We start from the raw sequence: 20448 nt of genomic DNA on the forward strand, positions 1-20448 counted from the left end.
TTTTTTAAAGATGCAAAGTTAATAATTAATATTAATAACGGAGAATTAAAAATATTATTAAATTTGCAAAAATTGTACTTTACAATCTATGAAAAACAACTCGTCCTTAAAAGGCTTACTTATTGCAGCTGTGGCGTTTATCGTTGCCTTTGGGATCTACTTCCTTTTTTTAGCCAAGAAGAATTATTATGTGGTAGATAATCCTACCCCGAATACGTATTACTTTAAGATCAATAACGGATCTGAAGGAATTATTTCAGCGGGGCAGTATGTGCATGTGGATTTGAATAAAGGGAAAAACTCTATTCAGGTTTTTGATCAGAACAAGAAAATGCTTTACGATTCAGCATTTGAAGTCAATAAACTTCGTGGTCTGATTAATATTACCCACCAGGATTACTACGTAAATGATCAGTATTACGGATATAATCTTAAAAAAGATTCGTTGCTGACAGCACTTGATAAAACGGTTATCGACGGAAAGGATTATTACGGAGGAGCAAGACGCTTCAATAAGCTTTACACAGAAGATTTTTATTACAATGTAGATGAAGACTATGACAAAGTGATCAAAAATATCCAGAAAGTGGAATCACGATCCAAAATCTTCAGAAAGCAGGATTACCTAAATTATTACAAAGAATATTACAAGTTTTAAGTTTTGACAAAAGATATCACCAAAGTTACTCCCTACAATTCAGAGGCTACCAAAAAAAGCCAGGTAGAGGATATGTTCGACAACATTGCACCGAAGTATGACCTTCTGAACCATGTTTTATCCATGAAAATTGATGTTTTATGGAGAAATAAACTGGTAAGATGGATGAAAAATGATAATCCGCAGGAAGTGCTGGATGTGGCTACAGGAACGGGAGATCTGGCAATTACTATTGAAAAAGGAACCGGTTCTAAAGTAGTTGGATTAGATTTATCACAACAAATGCTGAATGTTGGCGTTATTAAAATAAAAAAACTTAAATTAGACGGCAAAATTTCCATGCAAAAAGGAGATGCAGAAAATTTACCTTTCGAGGACAATAGATTTGATGCTGTTTCCGTTGCATTTGGAGTAAGGAATTTTGAAAACCTTACCAAAGGTTTGGCAGAGTTAAGAAGAGTAGTTAAAGATAACAAAAGTGTTTATATACTGGAGTTTTCAAAGGTTGAGGGTTTCATGGGGCCATTTTATATGTTTTATTTCAAAAATATATTGCCTGCCATCGGCAGATTGGTTTCTAAGGATAATAGGGCGTATACATACCTTCCGGATTCTGTAAATGCTTTTCCTTTCGGGGAGAAGATGAAGCAAATTCTTTTAGATACGGGATTTAAGAAAGTTGAATATAAAAAATTAAGTTTAGGTATAGCCACAATTTATAAAGCAACAAAGTAACCTATGAATAAATTTCTATTAAAAGCACTGGTTTTAACCTCAGTAAATGTTGCCGTTTTTGCAAACGCGCAATTCAGAACCCGAAACAGAATGGACAAGTTGGAAGATTTCGACGAACAGAAATTCAGTTGGGGGTTTTATTTGAACGGGAACAGACTGGATTACCGCATTGTTTTGCATCCGAAATATGGGATGAATGATAATGAAAACCTTGTTACCTCAAAGGAAAGTTATAGTTTCGGTGCCGGGCTTATTGCAAAATGGAGACTGAATGACTATCTTGATGTAAGAGTAGAACCAGGGTTACAGTTTGCACAAAGACAGTTGACTTTTAATACTCAATCCAATGACATTTATGCGGGTGGATCTTTAACCAATCCTCCTTTTATGCCATTCCCTTTACAGGAAAAGGATAAAGTAAGAGAAATTAAATCTACCTTGATTGATATTCCGGTACTTCTGGAACTTCATGGTCAAAGATGGTACAACTCAAGGCCTTACGTTGCTGCAGGGGTGAACTATGTTGTAAACCTTCAGTCTAACTCAAGTTCCACAGATGACAACATGCAGGGAATCTACAGATCTACAACGCACAACTTTGCATGGTCTGCAGAAATGGGAATTCAGTTTTATTTCAACAAGTTTAAACTGACTCCTGCCGTAAGAGGAACATTCTTCATGAACAATGAGAAAGTGGCGGACAATGCTACTACACCTCCTTACTGGTCATCTGCGATCTCTACACTGCAGACAAGAGCGGTAATGTTCGTTCTGAAATTTGAATAAAAATATGGTGTCAAAAAATACACAGGAGGTGCACTGGCGCCTCCTTTTTTATTGTTATATCAAAATATAGAGTGTTTTATTTTTGTTAGTGTTATTATTTTTTTATTTTTGCTTTTAGTTAGAATATACAAACCTGAAATGCTTCAAGATTTAGAAAACAATTTTTCAGAATTAGAGAGAAAGATTTCGACTCTGCAAAAGAACTATAAAAATCTTACGGAAAATTTAAAAGAATTAAATTTTGAGCATGAAGAGTTGAAGAAGAAATATGATGAGGAAAGAAGAAAGAATCAGGTATTAGCAGAAGAACAAAAAAATATAAAACTTTATTCAGCAATATCAGGAAATCCTGAACACAATAGGTTAATGAAAAACCATATCAACAGATTGGTGAAAGAAATTGATTTCTGTATTGCTCAGCTTCAAAACAGTGGATTATAATGGAGGTAAGGAGAATAACCGTCAACATTGCAGGAAGAGTGTATCCGCTGAACGTACCGGCAGCAGAGGAAGAAACTTTGCGTAAAGTAGGGAAGCAGATCGAGAATATGATTAAAGATTTTGAACAGAATTTCGATGTAAGAGATAAACAGGATGCTTTGGCAATGTGTGCCCTTAAACTGGGAACCAATGCAGAAGTAGTTTCTCTGAACTACGAAAAAAATATTAATTCAACCAACGAAAGATTAACGCAGATTAATCAGTCGTTGAATGAAATCGGGAAATAGATTTTTTTTCCTGAAAAGTACTGCCTACAATAATTCTAACACATTAAAGGTAAACTCAACGCTAAACAATTACCGAACAAATGTCCATCGAATGGCGTGCCGGACTTCCGGATTACAGACAGTGGAAATCAGTTCAAATCGTGTTGATTAGGAGTTTACTCTCAATCTCTGGATTATTGTGGGCTTTTTTTATTGAACAAGGATATGAATACAATTAAAACTCAATATAAATTATGATAGAAGTTATAGTCGGTGTTGTTTGTTTAGTAATCGGAGCTGTAGTGGGAATATTTTTTTCCAGAAGTTCTCTGAATACTAAAGCAAAATTCATCATAGATGATGCCAAGAAAAATGCCGAAAACCTTATAGAAAAAGCCAATGTTCAGGCTGAATCCATAAAGAAAGAAAAGAATCTTCAGGCTAAAGAAAAATTCCTGGAATTGAAATCACAGCATGACGCTGACATTCAATCCCGTGAAAAGAAAATGCAGGAAGTTGAAAAGAGAACAAAAGACAAAGAGCATAAGCTGAATGATGAACTTAGCAAGACTGGAAAGCTTGAAAAAGACTTAGACAAGCAGATTGCAGATTATGCTAAGAAGAACGAAATTCTGGACAGAAAACAGCAGGAATTAGATATAGCTACTGCCAAAAAAGTAGAAATACTAGAAAAAATCTCTAATTATACTGCAGAGGAAGCTAAAGCAGAATTGGTGGAAACTATGAGAGCTGAGGCAAAAACAAGAGCGCAGGCACATGTTCAGAGCATCATGGAAGAAGCTCAGCTGAATGCCAAGAATGAAGCAAGAAAAATTGTTATTCAAACGATCCAGAGAATTGGAACCGAGCAGGCAATCGAAAATTCAGTATCCGTTTTCAACATCGAGTCTGATGAAGTAAAAGGTAGAATTATCGGTAGAGAAGGTAGAAATATCCGTGCTTTAGAAGCAGTAACCGGAGTAGAAATTATCGTTGATGATACTCCTGAAGCTATCCTTCTTTCATGTTTCGATCCTGTAAGAAGAGAGATTGCAAGACTATCCCTTCACAGATTGGTAACCGATGGTAGAATTCACCCGGCAAGAATCGAAGAAGTAGTAGAAAAAACTAGAAAACAGATCGAAGAGGAAATCATTGAAGTAGGGAAGAGAACCATCATTGATTTAGGAATCCACGGATTACACCCTGAACTGATCAAAATTGTAGGTAGAATGAAATACCGTTCTTCTTACGGACAAAACTTACTGCAGCACTCAAGAGAAGTAGCCAACATTGCTGCAACCATGGCTGCTGAATTAGGATTAAACGTTAAATTAGCCAAAAGAGCAGGTCTTTTACACGATATCGGTAAAGTTCCTGAGCAGGAATCAGAATTACCACACGCATTATTAGGAATGCAATGGGCTGAGAAATACGGTGAAAATCCTGAAGTAGTAAATGCTATTGGAGCTCACCACGACGAAATTGAAATGAAATCGTTATTATCTCCGATCATTCAGGTTGCCGATGCGATCTCTGGAGCTAGACCGGGAGCAAGAAGACAGGTATTGGAATCTTATATTCAAAGATTAAAAGATCTTGAATCTGCAGCATTAAGCTTCGATGGAGTATCCAGTGCTTATGCAATTCAGGCAGGTAGAGAACTGAGAGTAATGGTAGAGAGTGGAAAAGTAAATGACGAAGTAGCTTCTCAGCTTTCTTACGATATCTCTGAGAAAATCCAGAATGAACTGACTTATCCGGGACAGGTAAAAGTAACAGTAATCAGAGAAACAAGAGCTGTGAATATTGCCAGATAATAATCAGAAAAAGATATTTGATAAAAACCTTTCAAGAAATTGAAAGGTTTTTTATTTTTATCAAAACTTAAAAATGCAAGAACTGTCCCTGTCTTCAAAACTGAAGTACATTTTCTCTATTCCCGTTATTATTTCTGCCTTAGGCTATTTTGTAGATATCTATGACCTTCTTTTATTCGGTATCGTTAGAATTCCAAGTTTAAAAGCATTAGGGCTTAATCCGGATGCAGACGGAACCTTCATACTGAACTGCCAGATGGTAGGACTTCTCATAGGAGGGGTATTCTGGGGAATTTTTGGAGACAAAAAGGGAAGACTTTCTGTACTGTTTGGATCTATTTTGGTTTATTCATTAGCCAATATTGCCTGTGGTTTTCTTCCTTATTTTCCGAAAGAGCATTTAGTGTACCAATATGCCGGGTTAAGATTTATTGCGGGTATTGGACTTGCCGGAGAGCTCGGAGCCGGAATTACGCTGGTTTCTGAAAGTCTGCCGAAGAATTTAAGAGCTATCGGAACCTCAGTAGTTGCAGGTTTTGGATTAATGGGTGCTGTTGTAGCTCAGCTTACCGTAGAGCTGGCCGGAGGATGGAATATTTCTTACATTATCGGTGGGATCATGGGAATTATGTTATTGATACTGAGAATAAGCGTATCGGAATCCGGAATTTATAAGAATCTTGAGCATAAAAACATCTCAAAAGGAAACTTTCTCTCCTTTTTTACCAATAAAGACAGATTGATAAGGTATTTAAAATGCATTGCAGTGGGATTACCTACCTGGTATTGCATAGGGATTCTGGCTGTTTTAGCCAATCAGTTTGCCCCTGAATTGGGCATAAAAGATATCAACCCCGGAAAAGCAATTATGTGGGCTTATGTAGGTATTTCTGTCGGCGACCTGTTGAGCGGGTTTATTTCTCATGCTTTAAAATCACGAAAAATGGCCATCTTTTATATGCTGGTCTTTACTCTGGTTGGGGTGGCAATCATGTTATTTGGTAATACAAATACGGAAACAAAATATTACATGTTTTGTGTATGGCTGGGATTTGGAACAGGATATTGGGCCATGTTTGTGACACTGGCAGCAGAACAGTTTGGAACGAATATAAGAAATACTGCAACCACAACTGTTCCCAATATGGTAAGAGGGTTGGTGCCGGTAATGATATTCGCTTTTGATTCCCTTAAAGGGCATTTCCCTGTTGTAGAAAGTGCTGCCATAGTAGGAGTAGTGGTATTCGGGCTTGCATTTTACTCTTCACTTACCATTTCTGAAACCCACGACAGAGATCTAGAATTTACAGAATAATTTAACTTGTTTAATAAATAAGATGCTGGTAATCCTTGTTTTGAATATAACAATGAAGTTATAATCAATAAATTATTAAATTTTATTCTGATTTTTGTTGCGAGTGTTTAATATTTGTTTAACTTTGAGAAGTAACTAAAACTATATTTTTAATCAAAACTAAACTACATGAACATTATGAAAAATGCTAAAAAACTGAGAAAACAAGATTTAAAAAATATTACTGGAGGAGTAAGCGGTAAGCCGGATTTATCTCTTTGCGGATGTAGCTGCTCTGGTGCTGTAACTGGTCCTGACTATTGCTCAATATATATGGGCTGTCCACAGGTTTATACTTGTGGGGAGATCTAAGAAATTATTTCAATTAGAAATAAACATTTCCACATTTAATATGCAGAACCCTTTTGATTCCAAAAGGGTTCTGCTCTTTTTAATAGATAATGTAAAGAAGACTGCCAACACTTATGATGATCCATAGGATAATTGCCATAACCAAAGGTTTTAATCCGATTGATTTCAGCGTTTGAATAGAAAGGGTAGAACCAATCAAAAATAAGGTCAGATTCAGACAGGATTTTGCCAGAACAGTAATTGAAGTGCTGAAGCGCTCAAGATATGGGAAATAAGTATTCAAAAGGATCGCCACAATGAAATACCCGATAAACCACGGAATCTTTATTTTGGAATCTTTACTTTTAAAAATAAACATGGTAATCAGTGAAACAGGTATAATCCATAAAGCACGAGCCAATTTCACAGTAGTTGCTATTTTCAAGGCTTCATCTCCATATTTGCTGGCAGCACCTACTACAGAACTCGTATCGTGAATTCCCACAGCACACCAAAGTCCAAACTGCTCCTGTGAAAGATTCAGCAGGTGTCCTATTGCAGGGTATACAAACAAGGCAACCGAATTTAAGGTAAAAACAATAGCCAGTGCAAGAGAAATTTGTTTTGTATTAGGTTTAATGATGGGGGAAACAGCAGCAATAGCACTCCCGCCACAAATAGCAGTTCCTGCGGAGAGAAGATAAGATAAAGGTCTTTCCAGTTTAAATAATTTTCCCAGAAAATATCCTAAAACCATAACGGTGACAATACTTACAACAGTCAGCATCAAGCCTGTTTTTCCGGCATGAAGCGCTTCATCAAGTTTCAGCCCGAATCCAAGACCTACTATTGAAATCTGCAGCAGTAAATGAATATATTGATGAAGGTGTTTTTCAAAAGGGTTTCCGATAAAAACAGCTAGGGCAAATCCCAAAGCAAGAGCAATTGGAGAAGATATAAAAGGTGTAAGGCATAATACAGCCAAAACAATAAAAAATACTTTCCTTGTTATTTCATTTTGAATGAAATCTTTCATAATGCGAACTTTTAAAATAAGTATCAAAAGTCCGGAAAATAGTATTACAAAGTAAATCGTATTTTGTTATATTGGATAACTAAAAGTTATATCTTTGCTTATTGCTTATTGCTTATTGCTTATTGCTTATTGCTTATTGCTTATTGCTTATTCTGCAAACCTCAAAAAAAGTTTGATCAGTTCAGATTGTTCGCCTTTAGGCAGGATAAAATGAAAATCTCTTTCAATACTGAAATTTTTAATGTCAATGACCGTAAGTACATTGTTTTTCAGTTCATTTAAGATAGTACTGATAGAAAGAAACGCCATACATTCCGAATGAAGAAGATAATTTTTGATACTTTCACTGCTTCCCAATTGCATAACAGTATTCAATTCATGGATATTGATTTCCTTTTCTTTAAGCCTGTTTTGGATGAATTCAAGTGTCCCGGAACCTTGTTCTCTGAAGACCAGATCCAGTTGGTAAAGATCTTTTAAGTTTAAAGTTTTATGAGTAAGAGGATGATCTGACTTTGCCGCCAGAACAATTTCATCGGGCTTAAACGTTTTATACTCGAAATAAGAAGACTGTGATTCTCCTTCAATGATACCGAGATCAATTTTTTCTTCTTTTAAAAGCGTTGAGATTGTTTCTGTATTTCCTGTCAGCAATTCAATCTTAATATCTTTATAATACGAATTGAATTTGGCTAAAATCTCCGGTAAAATATACTGTGCTATAGTTGTACTCGCCCCGATAATCAGTTTTCCTTTATGCTGCTGGCTGATCTGGCTGATCTCAAACTCCATATCACGATAGATGTTTCTGATCTTTTCTGCATGTTCAAACAGAATTTTTCCGCTTTGGGTCAGCTGGATAGAAGTTCCTTTACGGTCAAATAGCTTAGCACCTATCTGAGTTTCAATTTCTTTAATATGTTTAGTGACAGCAGGTTGTGAGATGTGTAGCTCCTCTGAAGCCTTGGTGAAGCTTAATCGGGTAGCCACCGTATGGAAAACTTTTAATCTGTAATCGAACATGGGGTAAAATTACGAATTATAGTTGGAAATGATGAAGGGAGTTTGAGAGTGGGAGGGTTTGAGGGTAATGAGATGCGTGTTGCGAGTTTCGGAGTCTTAGTATTTGAGAGATCGGGGATTCGGGATTCGGGTTTCGTGGTGTGGGATTCGTGGTGCGAGTTTCGGGATTTCAGGTTTAAGATGTTATAAATGAAGAACTGAGAACTAATAAAAACCAGCATACCGCATCCAGCAACAAAATAAACAAATAATTGTGACCCCGCTCCTCGCACTTCGCATCCCACATCCCGCACCCTGCATCTCGAAATCCCTTATAAAAAATCCGAAACAGACTTGTCCTGCTGACTTTCAAATCTTCTGTTTTTTGCCTCTCCAATCTTTTGTTTTGTATAAATACTGTTATGACCGGAAAGAAGATAAGAAACGACACACGCAATAGCTACATATACACCGCATTCTGCTCCGAATAATTCAATTCCCATCAGCATACAGGCCAAAGGAGTATTGGTAGCTCCGGCAAATACGGCTACAAATCCCATTCCTGCCAATAATCCGAACGGTAATGGGATGAAAAGTGATAAAGCACTGCCTAAGGTAGCACCAATGAAGAACAAGGGTGTCACTTCTCCACCTTTAAATCCGGCTGAAAGGGTAACAATGGTAAAAATCATTTTTAAAGCAAAATCATACAGTGGAAGCTGCTTTTCAAAAGATTCCATAATTATAGGAACGCCCAGTCCGATATAACGGGTTGTTCCCATCGCAAAAACGGCAAGTGCTATAATAATTCCTCCCACTACAGGACGAAGCGGAGGGTATTTGATATTTGATTTAAAGACAGAGCCCATCCAGTGGATGATTTTACTGAAAGCAGCCGCGCAGATTCCAAAAGCTATTCCTGCCAGAATGCTGTATAGAATTGGTAAAAATTCAAGTTTCGGAATAAAATCAATATGGTAATGGGTATGTTTTACATTCCATAGATTGGTAGCCCAGTCTGCCAGAATTGCGGAAGCAAATGCCGGAAAGATTGCATTGTAACGAATCCTTCCGATCAGAAAAACTTCAAGACCAAAAACGGCTCCTGCCAGTGGTGTTCCGAAAACGGAGCCAAATCCGGCAGCAATAGCAGCAATAATTAATATTTTTCTTTCATTTCTGTCAAGTTTAAAAGGCCTGGTGAGCTGATCCGCGATGGCACCCGCCATCTGAAGAGCTGTTCCTTCACGGCCCGCAGAACCTCCGAAAAAATGCGTTGCAATTGTTCCCAGATAGACAAAAGGAGCCATTTTAAAAGGAATAATTCCCTTGGGTTCATGGATGGTATCAATCAACAGGTTATTTCCAGCCTCCACATCTTTTCCGAAATAATAATAAAGAAGCCCTATCAGAAATCCTGCAGCAGGAAGTAAAGCAATCAGCCAGAGATGATTTTCTCTGAAACGGGTGGCCCATTCCAATGACTGAAGAAATCCCGCAGAAGCGGTTCCTACCAATATACCAATGATGATACTGATACACAGCCATTTTAAAATATAAGGAACTGCCGGAAATTTTCTGAAGAAAAAACGAGTATGAAAAATTGCTTTTTTACTTGGTGTTCTTTGACTTTTTGACATAGTAATCCTGATTAGTTATTTGTTAATAATCTTTTAATCAGGCGTCATCAGCTTTTGTAAAGCGGTTGGGTAAGGAAGAACACCATTTCCTTTTGATGATGCAAATATATGAATTATGGTAAAAAGATAAAAGATAAAAGATAAAAGATAAAAGATAAAAGATAAAAGATAAAAGATAAAAGATAAAAGATAAAAGATAAAAGATCTTATTGTTAAAATTCAATAGGGGTGGGCTTTAGCCCAGCCAAATAAATTTTAAATCCCATTGGCTTTAGCCCAAACTTAAAATAACCATAGCTTTAATATACCGGATAATGCATCGCCTTATTGATTTCAATCGGATTATTATATTTTCTGATAACCTCCTGCATGCTTTTGGTTTGCGTATTCAGTTCATCAACATTATGAATTTCCTTTCCGTTGATATTAATTCTAAGGTCATTATTGGATTTGCTGATATTATTTCTTTCAAAAGCAAAAGGATCATTATAAAACTCCATAAGCAGCTTATGTTTTTGCTTTTCGTTAATAGGAATTGCTTTATTACCAAAGCTGGATTCCAGGAAATCTGAAGTAGGGGAAACTTCCGGAAGTTCTCTGCTTTTAACGAGCGTATAAAGGAAATTTTTCTTAGCATCTGATAGCTCAAAGATTAAACCGGGCAATCCACGCAGTTTAAATGGCCCTTCATTAAATGGAATATCTTTACAGAACCAGGCCGTCCAGCTTCTCCCTCCAAATTTTGTAGTTGCTTTTTGTAAAGTATAGTTTTCTACCTTTTTTATCTCATCAGCAATCGTCCAATTGATCTTATCTATAGTTTTAAATGTATAATATCCGTTTTTAATATTGATGAAATTTTCATTATCAAAAGAATTGATCTTTCTTTTAACTACCTGTCCGGTCATATCAGTATAGCTGAAGTTCGTTCCGAATTTTTTATTCAGTGAGTCTCTGATGGCGAGATCTTTCCCATAGAATTTTACTTCCTTCGGAGTGATATCGAGGATCATATTCACTTTTTCATATCCAGCCTCGGTAGAATCCATTTTATACTGAAGATCATAAATAAACCGGTGTGTCTGAGACTGCACCAAAGCTGTTACAAGCAATGCTGTTAAAGTAAAAAAACTTTTCATATCATATGATTGGTTGTTTTTTGTTACTGGTTTCCCAAAACCTTAAACCTCAAATCCTGCAATCTCGCATCCCGAAACCCGCTCTTACAAAAAAGGTTTCATTTCATCTTCAATCTGCGTTCTCAGCTCCATCAGGCGTTTGGCATACATTTCAAGCTGTTTTTCTTCCTCTGTTTCCGGTGTCCATTTTGGAACAGGGAGTTTTTTTCCATTTTCATCCACAGCTACAAATACAATAATACAATGTGTTTTCTTCTCAAAGTTGGGCTGTTTTAAATTTCTTGAAAAAACATTGATGGCAATATGCATGCTTGAAGTTCCGGTATAGATCACCTGAGCGTCTACTTTTACTACTTCCCCGATTTTAATAGGATCATAAAAACGAATTCCGCCTACATAAACAGTGACAGAATAATTACCACTCCAGGTTGTCGCGCATGCATAACCGGCCTGGTCAATCCATTTCATAACACTTCCTCCGTGTACATTTCCTCCGTAATTAACATCTGAAGGCTCCGAAATAAACTGAAAAGTAATAGGCTTGTTCTGCATCTTTATAAAATTTGAATAAAGTTATTTAATAATTTCCAAAGTTTTAGATTAAATCCTACTTTTGAAAGACGAAACTTTCAATGAAAGAGAATTTTAACCCATAACAGATTTAGAACCCGTAATGAAGAAAGTATTTTATCTCAACACTTGTGATACATGTAGAAAAATTTTAGCCCAATTTGACCTTACAGGCTGGGAACTTCGCGAAATTAAAAAAGAGCCCATCACAAAAGAGGAATTGGCGGAAATGCATAAGAAAACAAAATCATACGAAGCATTATTCAGTAAAAAATCCACTCAGATTAAATTGAGAGGGCTGGATGTAAAGTCTTTGACAGAGAAAGATTTTAAAGAGTTACTGCTGGATCATTATACTTTCCTTAAAAGACCTGTTTTTGTGACAGACAAGGAGATTTTCGTAGGAAATGATAAGAAGAACGTTGAAGAATTGCAGAAGTTCTTTGGTGTGATATAGCGTATATGGGATTTGGATTAGAGATCTATCTCATTTTTGATGTGAAAGAACCATTTGAAAAGTATTTGGAGCTTAGAGACCGTTACCATTTTGATCATAGAAACGGCTTAAACTTAATAATGACAGGAGATGGAGATGTGGATGCAGGTGATGAAGATCGACTGTTAAGGCAAGTCGAAAGAGTTTTAAATGTTGATCTTACTTTGTTGGATTTCTGGGATTATACTGAAGAATACGAAGGTTTTACAAGTATAGAACCTTTACGTGTGAAACTGATTGAACTGGAACATGCATTAGCAGAAAATCCTGAATTTTATAAAAGAATCAGCTGGGGGCACGATATAGAAGAAGAATATCTGAAAGACAACTTTATAAAAGATGTCCGCTTTTTCATTGAAAGGCTCAATTTGAATCTTGAAAATGGAGCTTCCCTGGTAAAATATATTTCACACTAAAATTTTATAAAATCAGCCCCGCAAAAATTGCGGGGCTGATTTATTATTTCTTATATCTTTTGAACAGATTATACAAAAGGAGCTTTTACCACTTTTGCAGGAATGTTCTTGTTTCTTACCTGAATGAAGATTTCAGAACCTAATTTGAAGTGAGGTTTGTCTACATAAGCAAGACCTAAACCTACTTTTTTCATTGGAGACTGTGTTCCGGAAGTTACTTTCCCGATTACATTTCCTTCAGCATCCACTACAGGATAATCATGTCTTGGAACTCCTTTGTCTGTCAATTCGAAACCTACTAGTTTTTTTGTAACCCCTTCTTCTTTTTGTTTTGCGAAAACATCTTTAGAAACGAAGTCTTTGTCAAACTTAGTGATCCATCCTAAACCGGCTTCAATCGGAGACGTTGTATCATCTATATCATTTCCGTACAGGCAGAATCCTTTTTCTAATCTTAAAGTATCTCTGGCAGCCAATCCGCAAGGAATGATTCCTTCTTCTTTACCTGCTTCCATTACGGCATCCCAAAGTTTTTCAGCACTTCCGTTATTGAAATAAATCTCAAAACCACCGCTTCCTGTGTATCCTGTGTTTGAAATAATCACATCATTTTCTCCGGCAACAGTTCCTACTGTAAAATGATAGTAAGGAATTTCTGAAAGATTTACGTCCGTAAGCTTTTGAAGAATTTCAGTAGCTTTAGGCCCCTGAACTGCCAGTAATGACATTTCATCAGAAGCATTGGTCATTTTAGCCCCGAAAGTATTGTATTTTGAAATATGATTCCAGTCTTTGTCGATGTTGGATGCGTTGACTACTACAAAATATTTGTCATCTTCCATCTTGTAAACGATAAGGTCATCTACAATTCCGCCGTTTTCGTTCGGAAGGCAAGAATATTGAGCTTTTCCGTTTTCAAGTGCATCTACATTATTAGTAGTTACATACTGCAAAAGGTCTTTTGAACCCGGCCCTTCGATGAAAAACTGTCCCATGTGGGAAACATCAAATAATCCTGCTTTTTCTCTTACGGCAAAGTGCTCTTCTGTAACCCCTGAATATTGAACAGGCATTTCAAAACCTGCGAAAGGTACGATCTTAGCTCCCAAAGAAACATGTTTGTCGTACAAGGCTGTTTTCTTCATATTTAATTTTTATTTCTTTATTTTAAAACTGTTAAAAGTCTCATTGAATAGGGTCATATAGTTTCCGTTCCAGAACTTCTGGCCACAGTTGATGGAAACCAAATATAAGTTTTTATCTTTTTGAAAAGCTTTGGTTACCCAGAACAGCTTCTCTTTTTCATCGAAATGCTCATAGAAGTATTCCGTATACCCTTTCTGGCTCTTTTTTTCTTTTACTTTTTTCTCTTCGTCATGTGATTGATAAAGGGCAAGGATAAATTTTTTCACTTCTTCTTTCGGAAGGGGAAGATCATGATATTCCGAGATGGTAATAGCACCTATCTGGCTGGTAGGGAAAATATTGATGATCTCACTGTCGTTTGTGGATTTCCAGCCTTCAGGAACATTGATAGAGTAATTCGGAGTGTCAAATACACCTGCCTTTTGGGCAAAAAACAGGCTTCCTGTCAAAAAAGCAGAAAAAAGCAATATTTTTTTCATCATTAAAAATGGTGTTTATATTCTTCGAGGATGATTTTGAACCATTCTGTAAAGTTTTCAGGATGTTCGGAAATTTCCTTATCAAGATCTTCCATAGAAATGAATCTTACTTCTTCCACTTCATCTTTATTCAAATTGAAATCAGTTTCATGATTTCCCACAAACACATGATCCAGCTCGTGCTCCCAAAGACCACCGCCTACATCTGCTTTGTAAATAAAATGGAATTTTTCAGAAAGATCAGCTTCAATTCCCAATTCTTCTTTCAGTCTGCGTACTGCTCCTTCCAGATAAGTTTCTCCTTCTCGGGGGTGTGAGCATACCGCATTGGTCCATTGATTGGGAGAATGGTATTTTCCTGACGCTCTTTTCTGCAATAGCATTTCTCCTTTATTATTGAAAAGAAATACAGAAAAAGCACGGTGTAACAAGCCATTGATGTGAGCCTGCTGTTTCTCCATCAGCCCTAAAACCTCATCTTCAGGATTTACTAAAACGACAAATTCTTCCATTCCTACAAATGTAAGAGTAATAAATGTATTTTGGAAATTTTTAGATAAACATCATGCTTTTTGTAATAAGACTAATAAAATGATGAAAGTTTACAGATAATACATCCATTCACAGACTGATTTTCTTTAAAACCTCCACTTTCTTATTTAAAAAAAGAAATGCAAAACGAAAATTATTAACTATTTCAGGGTAAATAATGAATAAAATATTGATATTATTCTTTAAATAATAGTTTTTGTAGTAAAATATTAACATAAACTAAGATTAATATGCCTGATAGTTGTAAAAACGCTAACTTTGTTTTTTAATATTTAGTAATGGAATTAGAATACATTGAACACATTAGTCCTATTCTAAAGGATGGAATAAAAAATTACTTAATAGATATCGACGGAACCATTACCGATGACGTTCCCAATGAAGAGCCGGAAAGAATGGTTACCTGCGAACCCTACCCTGATGCTCTGGAAACGATCAACAGATGGTATGACGAAGGACATCAGATCTGCTTTTTTACTTCAAGAACCGAAAATCTGAAACAAATTACGATCGACTGGCTGGATAAGCATGGCTTCAAATACCACAGCGTGCTTTACGGAAAACCAAGAGGAGGAAATTATCACTGGATAGACAACCACCTGGTAAGAGCTACAAGATACAAAGGAAGATTTACGGATTTGGTAGAAAAACAAGTGACCATTGAGGTATTCAAAGAAGACGGCGAATAAAAATATAATTCAAAGATTTAAAGATTAAATGTGAACCAGTACCTTTAATTTTTAAATCTTTCATTTTTTAATATACTTGATATTTTATGAAAGTTTTAGCAAACGACGGCCTGGATCAATCTGGAATAGATGCATTGACAGAAAAAGGCTTTGAGGTGATTACTACAAAAGTTCCCCAGGAATTTTTAGTAGATTATATTAATGAGCACAAAATCCGCACCTTATTGGTGAGAAGTGCCACACAGGTAAGAAAAGATATTATTGATGGATGTCCGTCTATCGACATTATTGGAAGAGGGGGTGTTGGTATGGATAATATTGACGTAGATTATGCAAGAGAAAAAGGAATTCATGTGATCAACACTCCTTCAGCATCATCGGAATCTGTGGCTGAGCTTGTTTTCGCCCATTTGTTTTCCGGGGCGAGATTTCTTCAGGATTCTAACAGAAAAATGCCAGTTGTAGGAGATACTGAATTTGCAGGTCTTAAAAAAGCATACGCTGCAGGTATAGAACTGAGAGGAAAAACCATCGGTATTGTGGGAATGGGAAGAATCGGCCAGGAAGTGGCAAGAATTGCTTTAGGACTTGGGATGAGAGTGATTGCAGCTGATAATAACGTCGGAAGAGCAAGTATCAAAGTGAAATTTTACAACAACCAGTTCATCAATGTTGATATTGAAACAGAGCCGTTACAGGATGTTTTAAAACATTCAGACTTCATTACTCTGCACGTTCCTGCACAGAAGGACGGTTATATGATCGGAAAGAATGAGTTTGAAATAATGAAAGACGGAGTGGCTGTTGTCAACTGCTCAAGAGGAGGAGTTATTGATGAAGCAGCTTTAATTCAAGCTTTGGACTCAGGTAAAGTAAGATTTGCCGGATTAGATGTTTTCATTAATGAGCCAACACCTTCTAAAGAAATCCTTACTCATTCTAAAATCTCCCTCACCCCTCATACGGGAGCTTCTACGCTTGAAGCGCAGGATAGAATCGGTCTTTCTCTGGCAGAGCAGATTTCAAGCATCTTACAGATTCAGTAATTTGGAAATGATATTATAAATAAAGCACCTTGGTTAGACCGAGGTGCTTTTTATATTAAAATGTAGTTTACAAATTAGATATTTTTGCTTTTCAACAAATCTCTGATCTCAGTAAGTAATTTTTGATCTTCTGTAGGTCCGGCAGGAGCTGGAGCCTCTTTTTTGTTCACTTTATTAGCCAGTTTGATGATCCAGAAAAGAACCATCGCAATACAAAGGAAACTGATTACTGCTGAAAGGAAGTTTCCATAAGCAACACCATTCCATGTAAGTTTTGCAATATTTTCTGCACCGGCTGCTTTCAATGCCGGGTTTAAGATCAGAGGCGTGATAACATCTTCTACCAAAGACGAAACAATTTTACCAAATGCTGCCCCAATGATCACACCGACAGCCAGATCGAGAACATTGCCCTTAAAGGCAAACTCTTTAAATTCTTTAACAAATCCCATAATTTATATTTTTTTAATTAGTATATACACAAAAATATAATTTAAAAATGTAAAAAACACTACTTTTTATGGTTTTTTATTCCCAAAATATTGAATTTTATGAGAAATTTATAGAATTTGATTTAATGAATATTTCAGCTTTTTTAAGATATATTATCTCATTAGTGAGGTCTCTTTATTTTTGTTATTGACGTGGCATCATAATGAAAAATCTTTTGTAATTTGCTTAAAAGTTTGATTTGCCTATGAAAGTTTTTACAGCAGAACAGATACGCAGCTGGGATCAGTTCACGATTTCTCAAGAGCCGGTTTCCTCCATTCAACTGATGGAAAGAGCTTCAATGGCTGTTGCACATTGGATTTCGGAACATTGTAAAAATCATAAGAAACTGGCTGTATTTTGTGGTAACGGAAATAACGGAGGAGACGGCCTGGCTGTCGCAAGAATACTTTATCTGAAAGGTTTTGATGTAGATGTATTTGTAAGCGATTCCAAAAAGAAATTTTCAGAAGATGCTTCTGTTAACCTGAAAAGACTTCGTGATTTATCCGGAATTTCAGTCAGGAAATTTGATCCTAAAGAACAATATAATTTTGATGATAAAACAATCATTATCGATGCTCTTTTCGGAACAGGATTATCCAGGCCGCTGGAAGGAGAATATAAAATGCTTGTTGAGCAATTGAATACTAAAAAGAATATTAAGATATCCATTGATGTTCCTTCCGGATTGTCTGCTGATGAAATGTTTGACCATGATCCTGTTATTCTGAAAGCTGATTATACCCTTACTTTCCAATGCTGGAAAAAGACCTTCCTTCATCCTGAAACCGGAAAATATACTGGAAAAATAATAGTACTGGATATTGATTTAAATAAAATATATGCAGACACAACCGATTCTGATTACTCTGTAATTGATGATCAGCTGATCAGTTCGATATTCGTTCCGAGACAGGAATTTTCTCATAAAGGCAGCTATGGTAAGGCAGCCATCATAGGAGGGAGCTATGGAAAAATAGGAGCGGCAGTACTGGCTACAAAATCAGTTTTAAAAACCGGTGCTGGGCTTACCTTTACCCTGGCTCCGGAATGTGGATATGATATTCTGCAGACCTCATGTCCTGAAGCAATGTTTATAAAAGGAGGGGAGCAGTTTATTACAAATTTTGAAATTGATAAAGACATTACCTGTGGTGCGGGTCCTGGTTTGGGAACTCATTCAGGAACCGAAAAAGACTTTCTGAATTTTCTGAAAGACTATTCAAAGCCATTGATTCTGGATGCAGATGCATTGAACATCATTTCAAAAGATAAGAAAAATTTGAAATTAATTCCTGAAAAATCAATCATTACGCCTCACCCGAAAGAGTTTGAAAGACTTTTCGGAAGTACAGATAATTCTTTTGAAAGACTTGAACTGGCAAGGAAAAAGGCAAAAGATCTTGGTCTTTATATTGTTCTTAAAGACCACCATGCCCAGGTTGTTACTCCGGAGGGAAAAGTATTCTATAATATAACGGGAAATGCAGGATTGGCGAAAGGAGGAAGCGGAGATATTCTTACCGGAATCCTGACTTCGCTTCTGGCCCAGAAATATTCTGAAGAAGAGACTTGTATTCTTGGTGTATGGTTACATGGCAGAGCTGCCGATATTGCTTCAGAAAAACATTCAAAAGAATCGATGCTGCCTACTGATGTCATTGATGCATTGGGGTCTGTTTTTGAAGAACTGAACAGGAAAGCGGAGAGAAATCTGTAAGTAAACAGCTAATAAAAAAGGCAAATCTGTATTTCTACAAATTTGCCTTTTTTATTTTTTAGTTTAAATGGTTTATTCCGGTTTCTCGTTTTCTGCTTCAGTAATCTTAAATTTCTTGGAAACGATCATGATGACAACCCCTGCAATCATAAAAGGAATCGAAAGAACCTGACCTGTATTCAGACCACCGATCTGGATGAATTCATCTCCCTGTGGCTCCTTAAGGAACTCAACAAAGAATCTGATCGCCCAAAGAATGATGAAAAACAGACCGAATAACCATCCCTGCTGGTATTTTTTATCTGTTTTTCTGTACAATATCCATAATAGAATGAACAACAGAACATATCCTACGGCTTCAAATAACTGGCTCGGATAACGGGGTACAGTAAGACCATACTCACTGCTTTGTTGTGGGAAAAGCAAAGCAAACGGAGAATTCGGGTCCGCTGGTTTACCAACAATTTCAGAATTGAAAAAATTCCCCATTCTTACAAACGCTCCTCCTAAAGCTACGACAATACCAAGTCTGTCATATACCCAAAAAGGGTTTTTCCTAATGATTTTAAATGAATAATAAAGCGTGGTAAAGATCAGGGCAATCGTAGCACCGTGGCTCGCCAGTCCTGAAAAACCTGTGAATTTTAAACCGTTTTTTGTGCTTATCGGTAAAAATACACTCCAGAAATCTTCTTTAAATAATTCCGGCTGATAAAAGATAACATGTCCTAATCTTGCTCCCAGAATAGTCCCGATCAATGTCCATGTGAACAGAGGTTCAAGATATTTCTGGTTCACATTATCAATCTTAAAGATTCTCGTCATTAAAACATATCCGAATCCAAAGGCAAAAACAAACATCAAACTATAAAAGTGAAGCGTAAATGATCCGATGTGAATACCTTTTGAAGGATCCCAGATTTTAAATGAAGTCTTAAGTTCTACTTTATCAGAATCTGTAATTGGCTTTACAGACTTTACTGCATATTTAAAAGTGGTGATATTTTCTTTGGTAACACCAGTATCAATCAACTTAAAGTTTTTATCAAAAAACTGATACCTGGAATCCTTATACTTTGCTAAAGTGGAAGCCCCATAATTGTAATAAGCAGGTTCAAAATTGGATTCATTAAGAATCACAACGAAAGACTGGTTCTTGTCTGATTCTCTGTCCGGAAAAGCTGTAAGGTCTCCCATCTCTGTGGTAGAATAGATTTTTACAGGAACATTACTTCCATTGATATCTAAAGTTCCGTCAGATAAACCTCCAGGGTATTCCTGTGCAAAAAGAAGCTGCGTGATGAACGCAAACAGCACAAGATAAATTCTGAAAAAGATAGTATTCATTTTTCTATTGATTTAATAGTTTGATTATTAACATTTATGTTTGGGGGGAACAGGATCATAACCGCTTCCTCCCCAGGGATGGCATCTTAAAATTCTTTTAAATCCCAGCCAGAAACCTTTAAAAACACCATGTACCTGAAGCGACTCAATCATATAGTGAGAGCAGGTAGGTTCGTAACGGCAGTTTTTGGGAAGTAAGGGCGAGATGAACCATTGGTAAAATTTGATCAAAATTACCAGCGGAAATGTAATGATTTTATTGAATGTAAGTTTCAAAACAATGCAAAAATAGGGTAAAAAAATGAAAATTAGTTTAATTTTGTT

The 20448-nt window shown here is 36.4% G+C and carries 24 protein-coding genes and 1 riboswitch; of the genes, 13 read left to right on the forward strand and 11 right to left on the reverse strand.

Annotated elements, in window-relative coordinates:
- The first annotated feature begins 88 nt into the window (after nucleotides 1–88).
- The 8 genes from PZ898_RS24185 to PZ898_RS24220 all read left to right on the forward strand — a co-directional run bounded on the left by PZ898_RS24185 (nucleotide 89) and on the right by PZ898_RS24220 (nucleotide 6372).
- Nucleotides 89–658, forward strand: coding sequence for a hypothetical protein (locus PZ898_RS24185; protein ID WP_062670900.1), 570 nt, complete (start codon nucleotides 89–91; stop codon nucleotides 656–658).
- Between the two features lie 72 nt (nucleotides 659–730).
- Entirely contained in the window at nucleotides 731–1393 is a 663-nt protein-coding gene (ubiE, locus tag PZ898_RS24190) for a bifunctional demethylmenaquinone methyltransferase/2-methoxy-6-polyprenyl-1,4-benzoquinol methylase UbiE (protein WP_238590583.1), read from the forward strand.
- A 3-nt stretch (nucleotides 1394–1396) separates the two neighbouring features.
- The gene (locus PZ898_RS24195) at nucleotides 1397–2179 is read left to right on the forward strand and encodes a porin family protein (RefSeq protein ID WP_034695972.1); all 783 of its coding nucleotides are present in this window, start codon (nucleotides 1397–1399) and stop codon (nucleotides 2177–2179) included.
- 138 nt (nucleotides 2180–2317) lie between these two features.
- Nucleotides 2318–2620 (forward strand): hypothetical protein, encoded by a 303-nt coding sequence (locus PZ898_RS24200; protein WP_034695970.1) that lies wholly within the window; start codon nucleotides 2318–2320, stop codon nucleotides 2618–2620.
- Nucleotides 2620–2907 (forward strand): cell division protein ZapA, encoded by a 288-nt coding sequence (locus tag PZ898_RS24205; RefSeq protein WP_034695967.1) that lies wholly within the window; start codon nucleotides 2620–2622, stop codon nucleotides 2905–2907. The genes PZ898_RS24200 and PZ898_RS24205 overlap by 1 nt, the downstream gene beginning before the upstream one ends.
- 233 nt (nucleotides 2908–3140) lie before the next feature.
- Complete coding sequence (rny, locus tag PZ898_RS24210) at nucleotides 3141–4706, forward strand: ribonuclease Y (protein ID WP_062670898.1); 1566 nt, start codon at nucleotides 3141–3143, stop codon at nucleotides 4704–4706.
- A 73-nt stretch (nucleotides 4707–4779) separates the two neighbouring features.
- Nucleotides 4780–6021: an MFS transporter gene (locus PZ898_RS24215; RefSeq protein WP_123278000.1), complete on the forward strand. Its 1242-nt coding sequence runs from the start codon at nucleotides 4780–4782 to the stop codon at nucleotides 6019–6021.
- Between the two features lie 168 nt (nucleotides 6022–6189).
- Nucleotides 6190–6372, forward strand: a complete 183-nt coding sequence (locus PZ898_RS24220) for a hypothetical protein (RefSeq protein WP_062670895.1) — start codon at nucleotides 6190–6192, stop codon at nucleotides 6370–6372.
- A gap of 79 nt (nucleotides 6373–6451) precedes the next feature.
- Here the strand turns inward: PZ898_RS24220 and PZ898_RS24225 are convergent, their stop codons facing one another.
- The 5 genes from PZ898_RS24225 to PZ898_RS24245 form a co-directional block, all read right to left on the reverse strand.
- A complete protein-coding gene (locus PZ898_RS24225; RefSeq protein WP_277694453.1) occupies nucleotides 6452–7387 on the reverse strand; it encodes a putative sulfate exporter family transporter in 936 nt (311 codons plus the stop codon).
- 147 nt (nucleotides 7388–7534) lie between these two features.
- On the reverse strand, nucleotides 7535–8410 hold the full coding sequence (locus PZ898_RS24230) for a LysR family transcriptional regulator (protein WP_062670891.1): 876 nt from the start codon (nucleotides 8408–8410) through the stop codon (nucleotides 7535–7537).
- A gap of 311 nt (nucleotides 8411–8721) precedes the next feature.
- On the reverse strand, nucleotides 8722–10029 hold the full coding sequence (locus tag PZ898_RS24235) for a voltage-gated chloride channel family protein (protein ID WP_277694454.1): 1308 nt from the start codon (nucleotides 10027–10029) through the stop codon (nucleotides 8722–8724).
- Between the two features lie 31 nt (nucleotides 10030–10060).
- A riboswitch (Fluoride riboswitch) is annotated at nucleotides 10061–10128 on the reverse strand.
- A 200-nt stretch (nucleotides 10129–10328) separates the two neighbouring features.
- On the reverse strand, nucleotides 10329–11168 hold the full coding sequence (locus PZ898_RS24240; protein WP_277694455.1) for a GLPGLI family protein: 840 nt from the start codon (nucleotides 11166–11168) through the stop codon (nucleotides 10329–10331).
- An 84-nt stretch (nucleotides 11169–11252) separates the two neighbouring features.
- A complete protein-coding gene (locus PZ898_RS24245) occupies nucleotides 11253–11720 on the reverse strand; it encodes an acyl-CoA thioesterase (protein WP_002980508.1) in 468 nt (155 codons plus the stop codon).
- A 121-nt stretch (nucleotides 11721–11841) separates the two neighbouring features.
- Between PZ898_RS24245 and PZ898_RS24250 the strand changes: the two genes are divergently transcribed.
- On the forward strand, nucleotides 11842–12195 hold the full coding sequence (locus tag PZ898_RS24250; RefSeq protein ID WP_062670889.1) for an ArsC/Spx/MgsR family protein: 354 nt from the start codon (nucleotides 11842–11844) through the stop codon (nucleotides 12193–12195).
- A 5-nt stretch (nucleotides 12196–12200) separates the two neighbouring features.
- Nucleotides 12201–12650 carry a hypothetical protein gene (locus tag PZ898_RS24255; protein WP_062670887.1) on the forward strand — a complete coding sequence of 150 codons (450 nt, stop codon included), beginning with the start codon at nucleotides 12201–12203 and terminating at the stop codon, nucleotides 12648–12650.
- A gap of 68 nt (nucleotides 12651–12718) precedes the next feature.
- On the opposite strand, the gene gcvT is transcribed toward PZ898_RS24255, so the two are convergent.
- From gcvT to idi, 3 genes are read right to left on the reverse strand one after another with little or no spacing between them, the layout of a single operon-like run.
- Nucleotides 12719–13795, reverse strand: a complete 1077-nt coding sequence (gene gcvT / locus PZ898_RS24260) for a glycine cleavage system aminomethyltransferase GcvT (protein WP_277694456.1) — start codon at nucleotides 13793–13795, stop codon at nucleotides 12719–12721.
- 9 nt (nucleotides 13796–13804) lie between these two features.
- Nucleotides 13805–14278 carry a hypothetical protein gene (locus tag PZ898_RS24265; RefSeq protein ID WP_062670883.1) on the reverse strand — a complete coding sequence of 158 codons (474 nt, stop codon included), beginning with the start codon at nucleotides 14276–14278 and terminating at the stop codon, nucleotides 13805–13807.
- Nucleotides 14278–14787, reverse strand: a complete 510-nt coding sequence (gene idi, locus PZ898_RS24270; RefSeq protein ID WP_062670881.1) for an isopentenyl-diphosphate Delta-isomerase — start codon at nucleotides 14785–14787, stop codon at nucleotides 14278–14280. The genes PZ898_RS24265 and idi overlap by 1 nt, the downstream gene beginning before the upstream one ends.
- A gap of 318 nt (nucleotides 14788–15105) precedes the next feature.
- Between idi and PZ898_RS24275 the strand changes: the two genes are divergently transcribed.
- Both PZ898_RS24275 and PZ898_RS24280 read left to right on the forward strand, forming a co-directional pair.
- A complete protein-coding gene (locus PZ898_RS24275) occupies nucleotides 15106–15516 on the forward strand; it encodes a phosphoheptose isomerase (protein ID WP_277694457.1) in 411 nt (136 codons plus the stop codon).
- An 86-nt stretch (nucleotides 15517–15602) separates the two neighbouring features.
- The gene (locus PZ898_RS24280) at nucleotides 15603–16562 is read left to right on the forward strand and encodes a D-2-hydroxyacid dehydrogenase (RefSeq protein WP_062670879.1); all 960 of its coding nucleotides are present in this window, start codon (nucleotides 15603–15605) and stop codon (nucleotides 16560–16562) included.
- Nucleotides 16563–16636: 74 nt separating this feature from the next.
- On the opposite strand, the gene mscL is transcribed toward PZ898_RS24280, so the two are convergent.
- Nucleotides 16637–17014: a large conductance mechanosensitive channel protein MscL gene (gene mscL / locus PZ898_RS24285; RefSeq protein ID WP_034695945.1), complete on the reverse strand. Its 378-nt coding sequence runs from the start codon at nucleotides 17012–17014 to the stop codon at nucleotides 16637–16639.
- A 245-nt stretch (nucleotides 17015–17259) separates the two neighbouring features.
- Here mscL and PZ898_RS24290 point away from each other — a divergent pair, with 245 nt between their 5' ends.
- The gene (locus PZ898_RS24290) at nucleotides 17260–18777 is read left to right on the forward strand and encodes an NAD(P)H-hydrate dehydratase (RefSeq protein ID WP_277694458.1); all 1518 of its coding nucleotides are present in this window, start codon (nucleotides 17260–17262) and stop codon (nucleotides 18775–18777) included.
- 72 nt (nucleotides 18778–18849) lie between these two features.
- Here PZ898_RS24290 and lgt read toward each other — a convergent pair whose 3' ends face one another.
- Together lgt and yidD are read right to left on the reverse strand one after the other, a co-directional pair.
- The gene (gene lgt, locus PZ898_RS24295; protein ID WP_277695619.1) at nucleotides 18850–19638 is read right to left on the reverse strand and encodes a prolipoprotein diacylglyceryl transferase; all 789 of its coding nucleotides are present in this window, start codon (nucleotides 19636–19638) and stop codon (nucleotides 18850–18852) included.
- 513 nt (nucleotides 19639–20151) lie between these two features.
- Complete coding sequence (gene yidD / locus PZ898_RS24300; protein WP_062670874.1) at nucleotides 20152–20400, reverse strand: membrane protein insertion efficiency factor YidD; 249 nt, start codon at nucleotides 20398–20400, stop codon at nucleotides 20152–20154.
- Nucleotides 20401–20448: the final 48 nt, after the last annotated feature.

Origin of the sequence: Chryseobacterium sp. WX, assembly GCF_029542485.1 — a bacterium.
Lineage (GTDB): Bacteria > Bacteroidota > Bacteroidia > Flavobacteriales > Weeksellaceae > Chryseobacterium > Chryseobacterium cucumeris.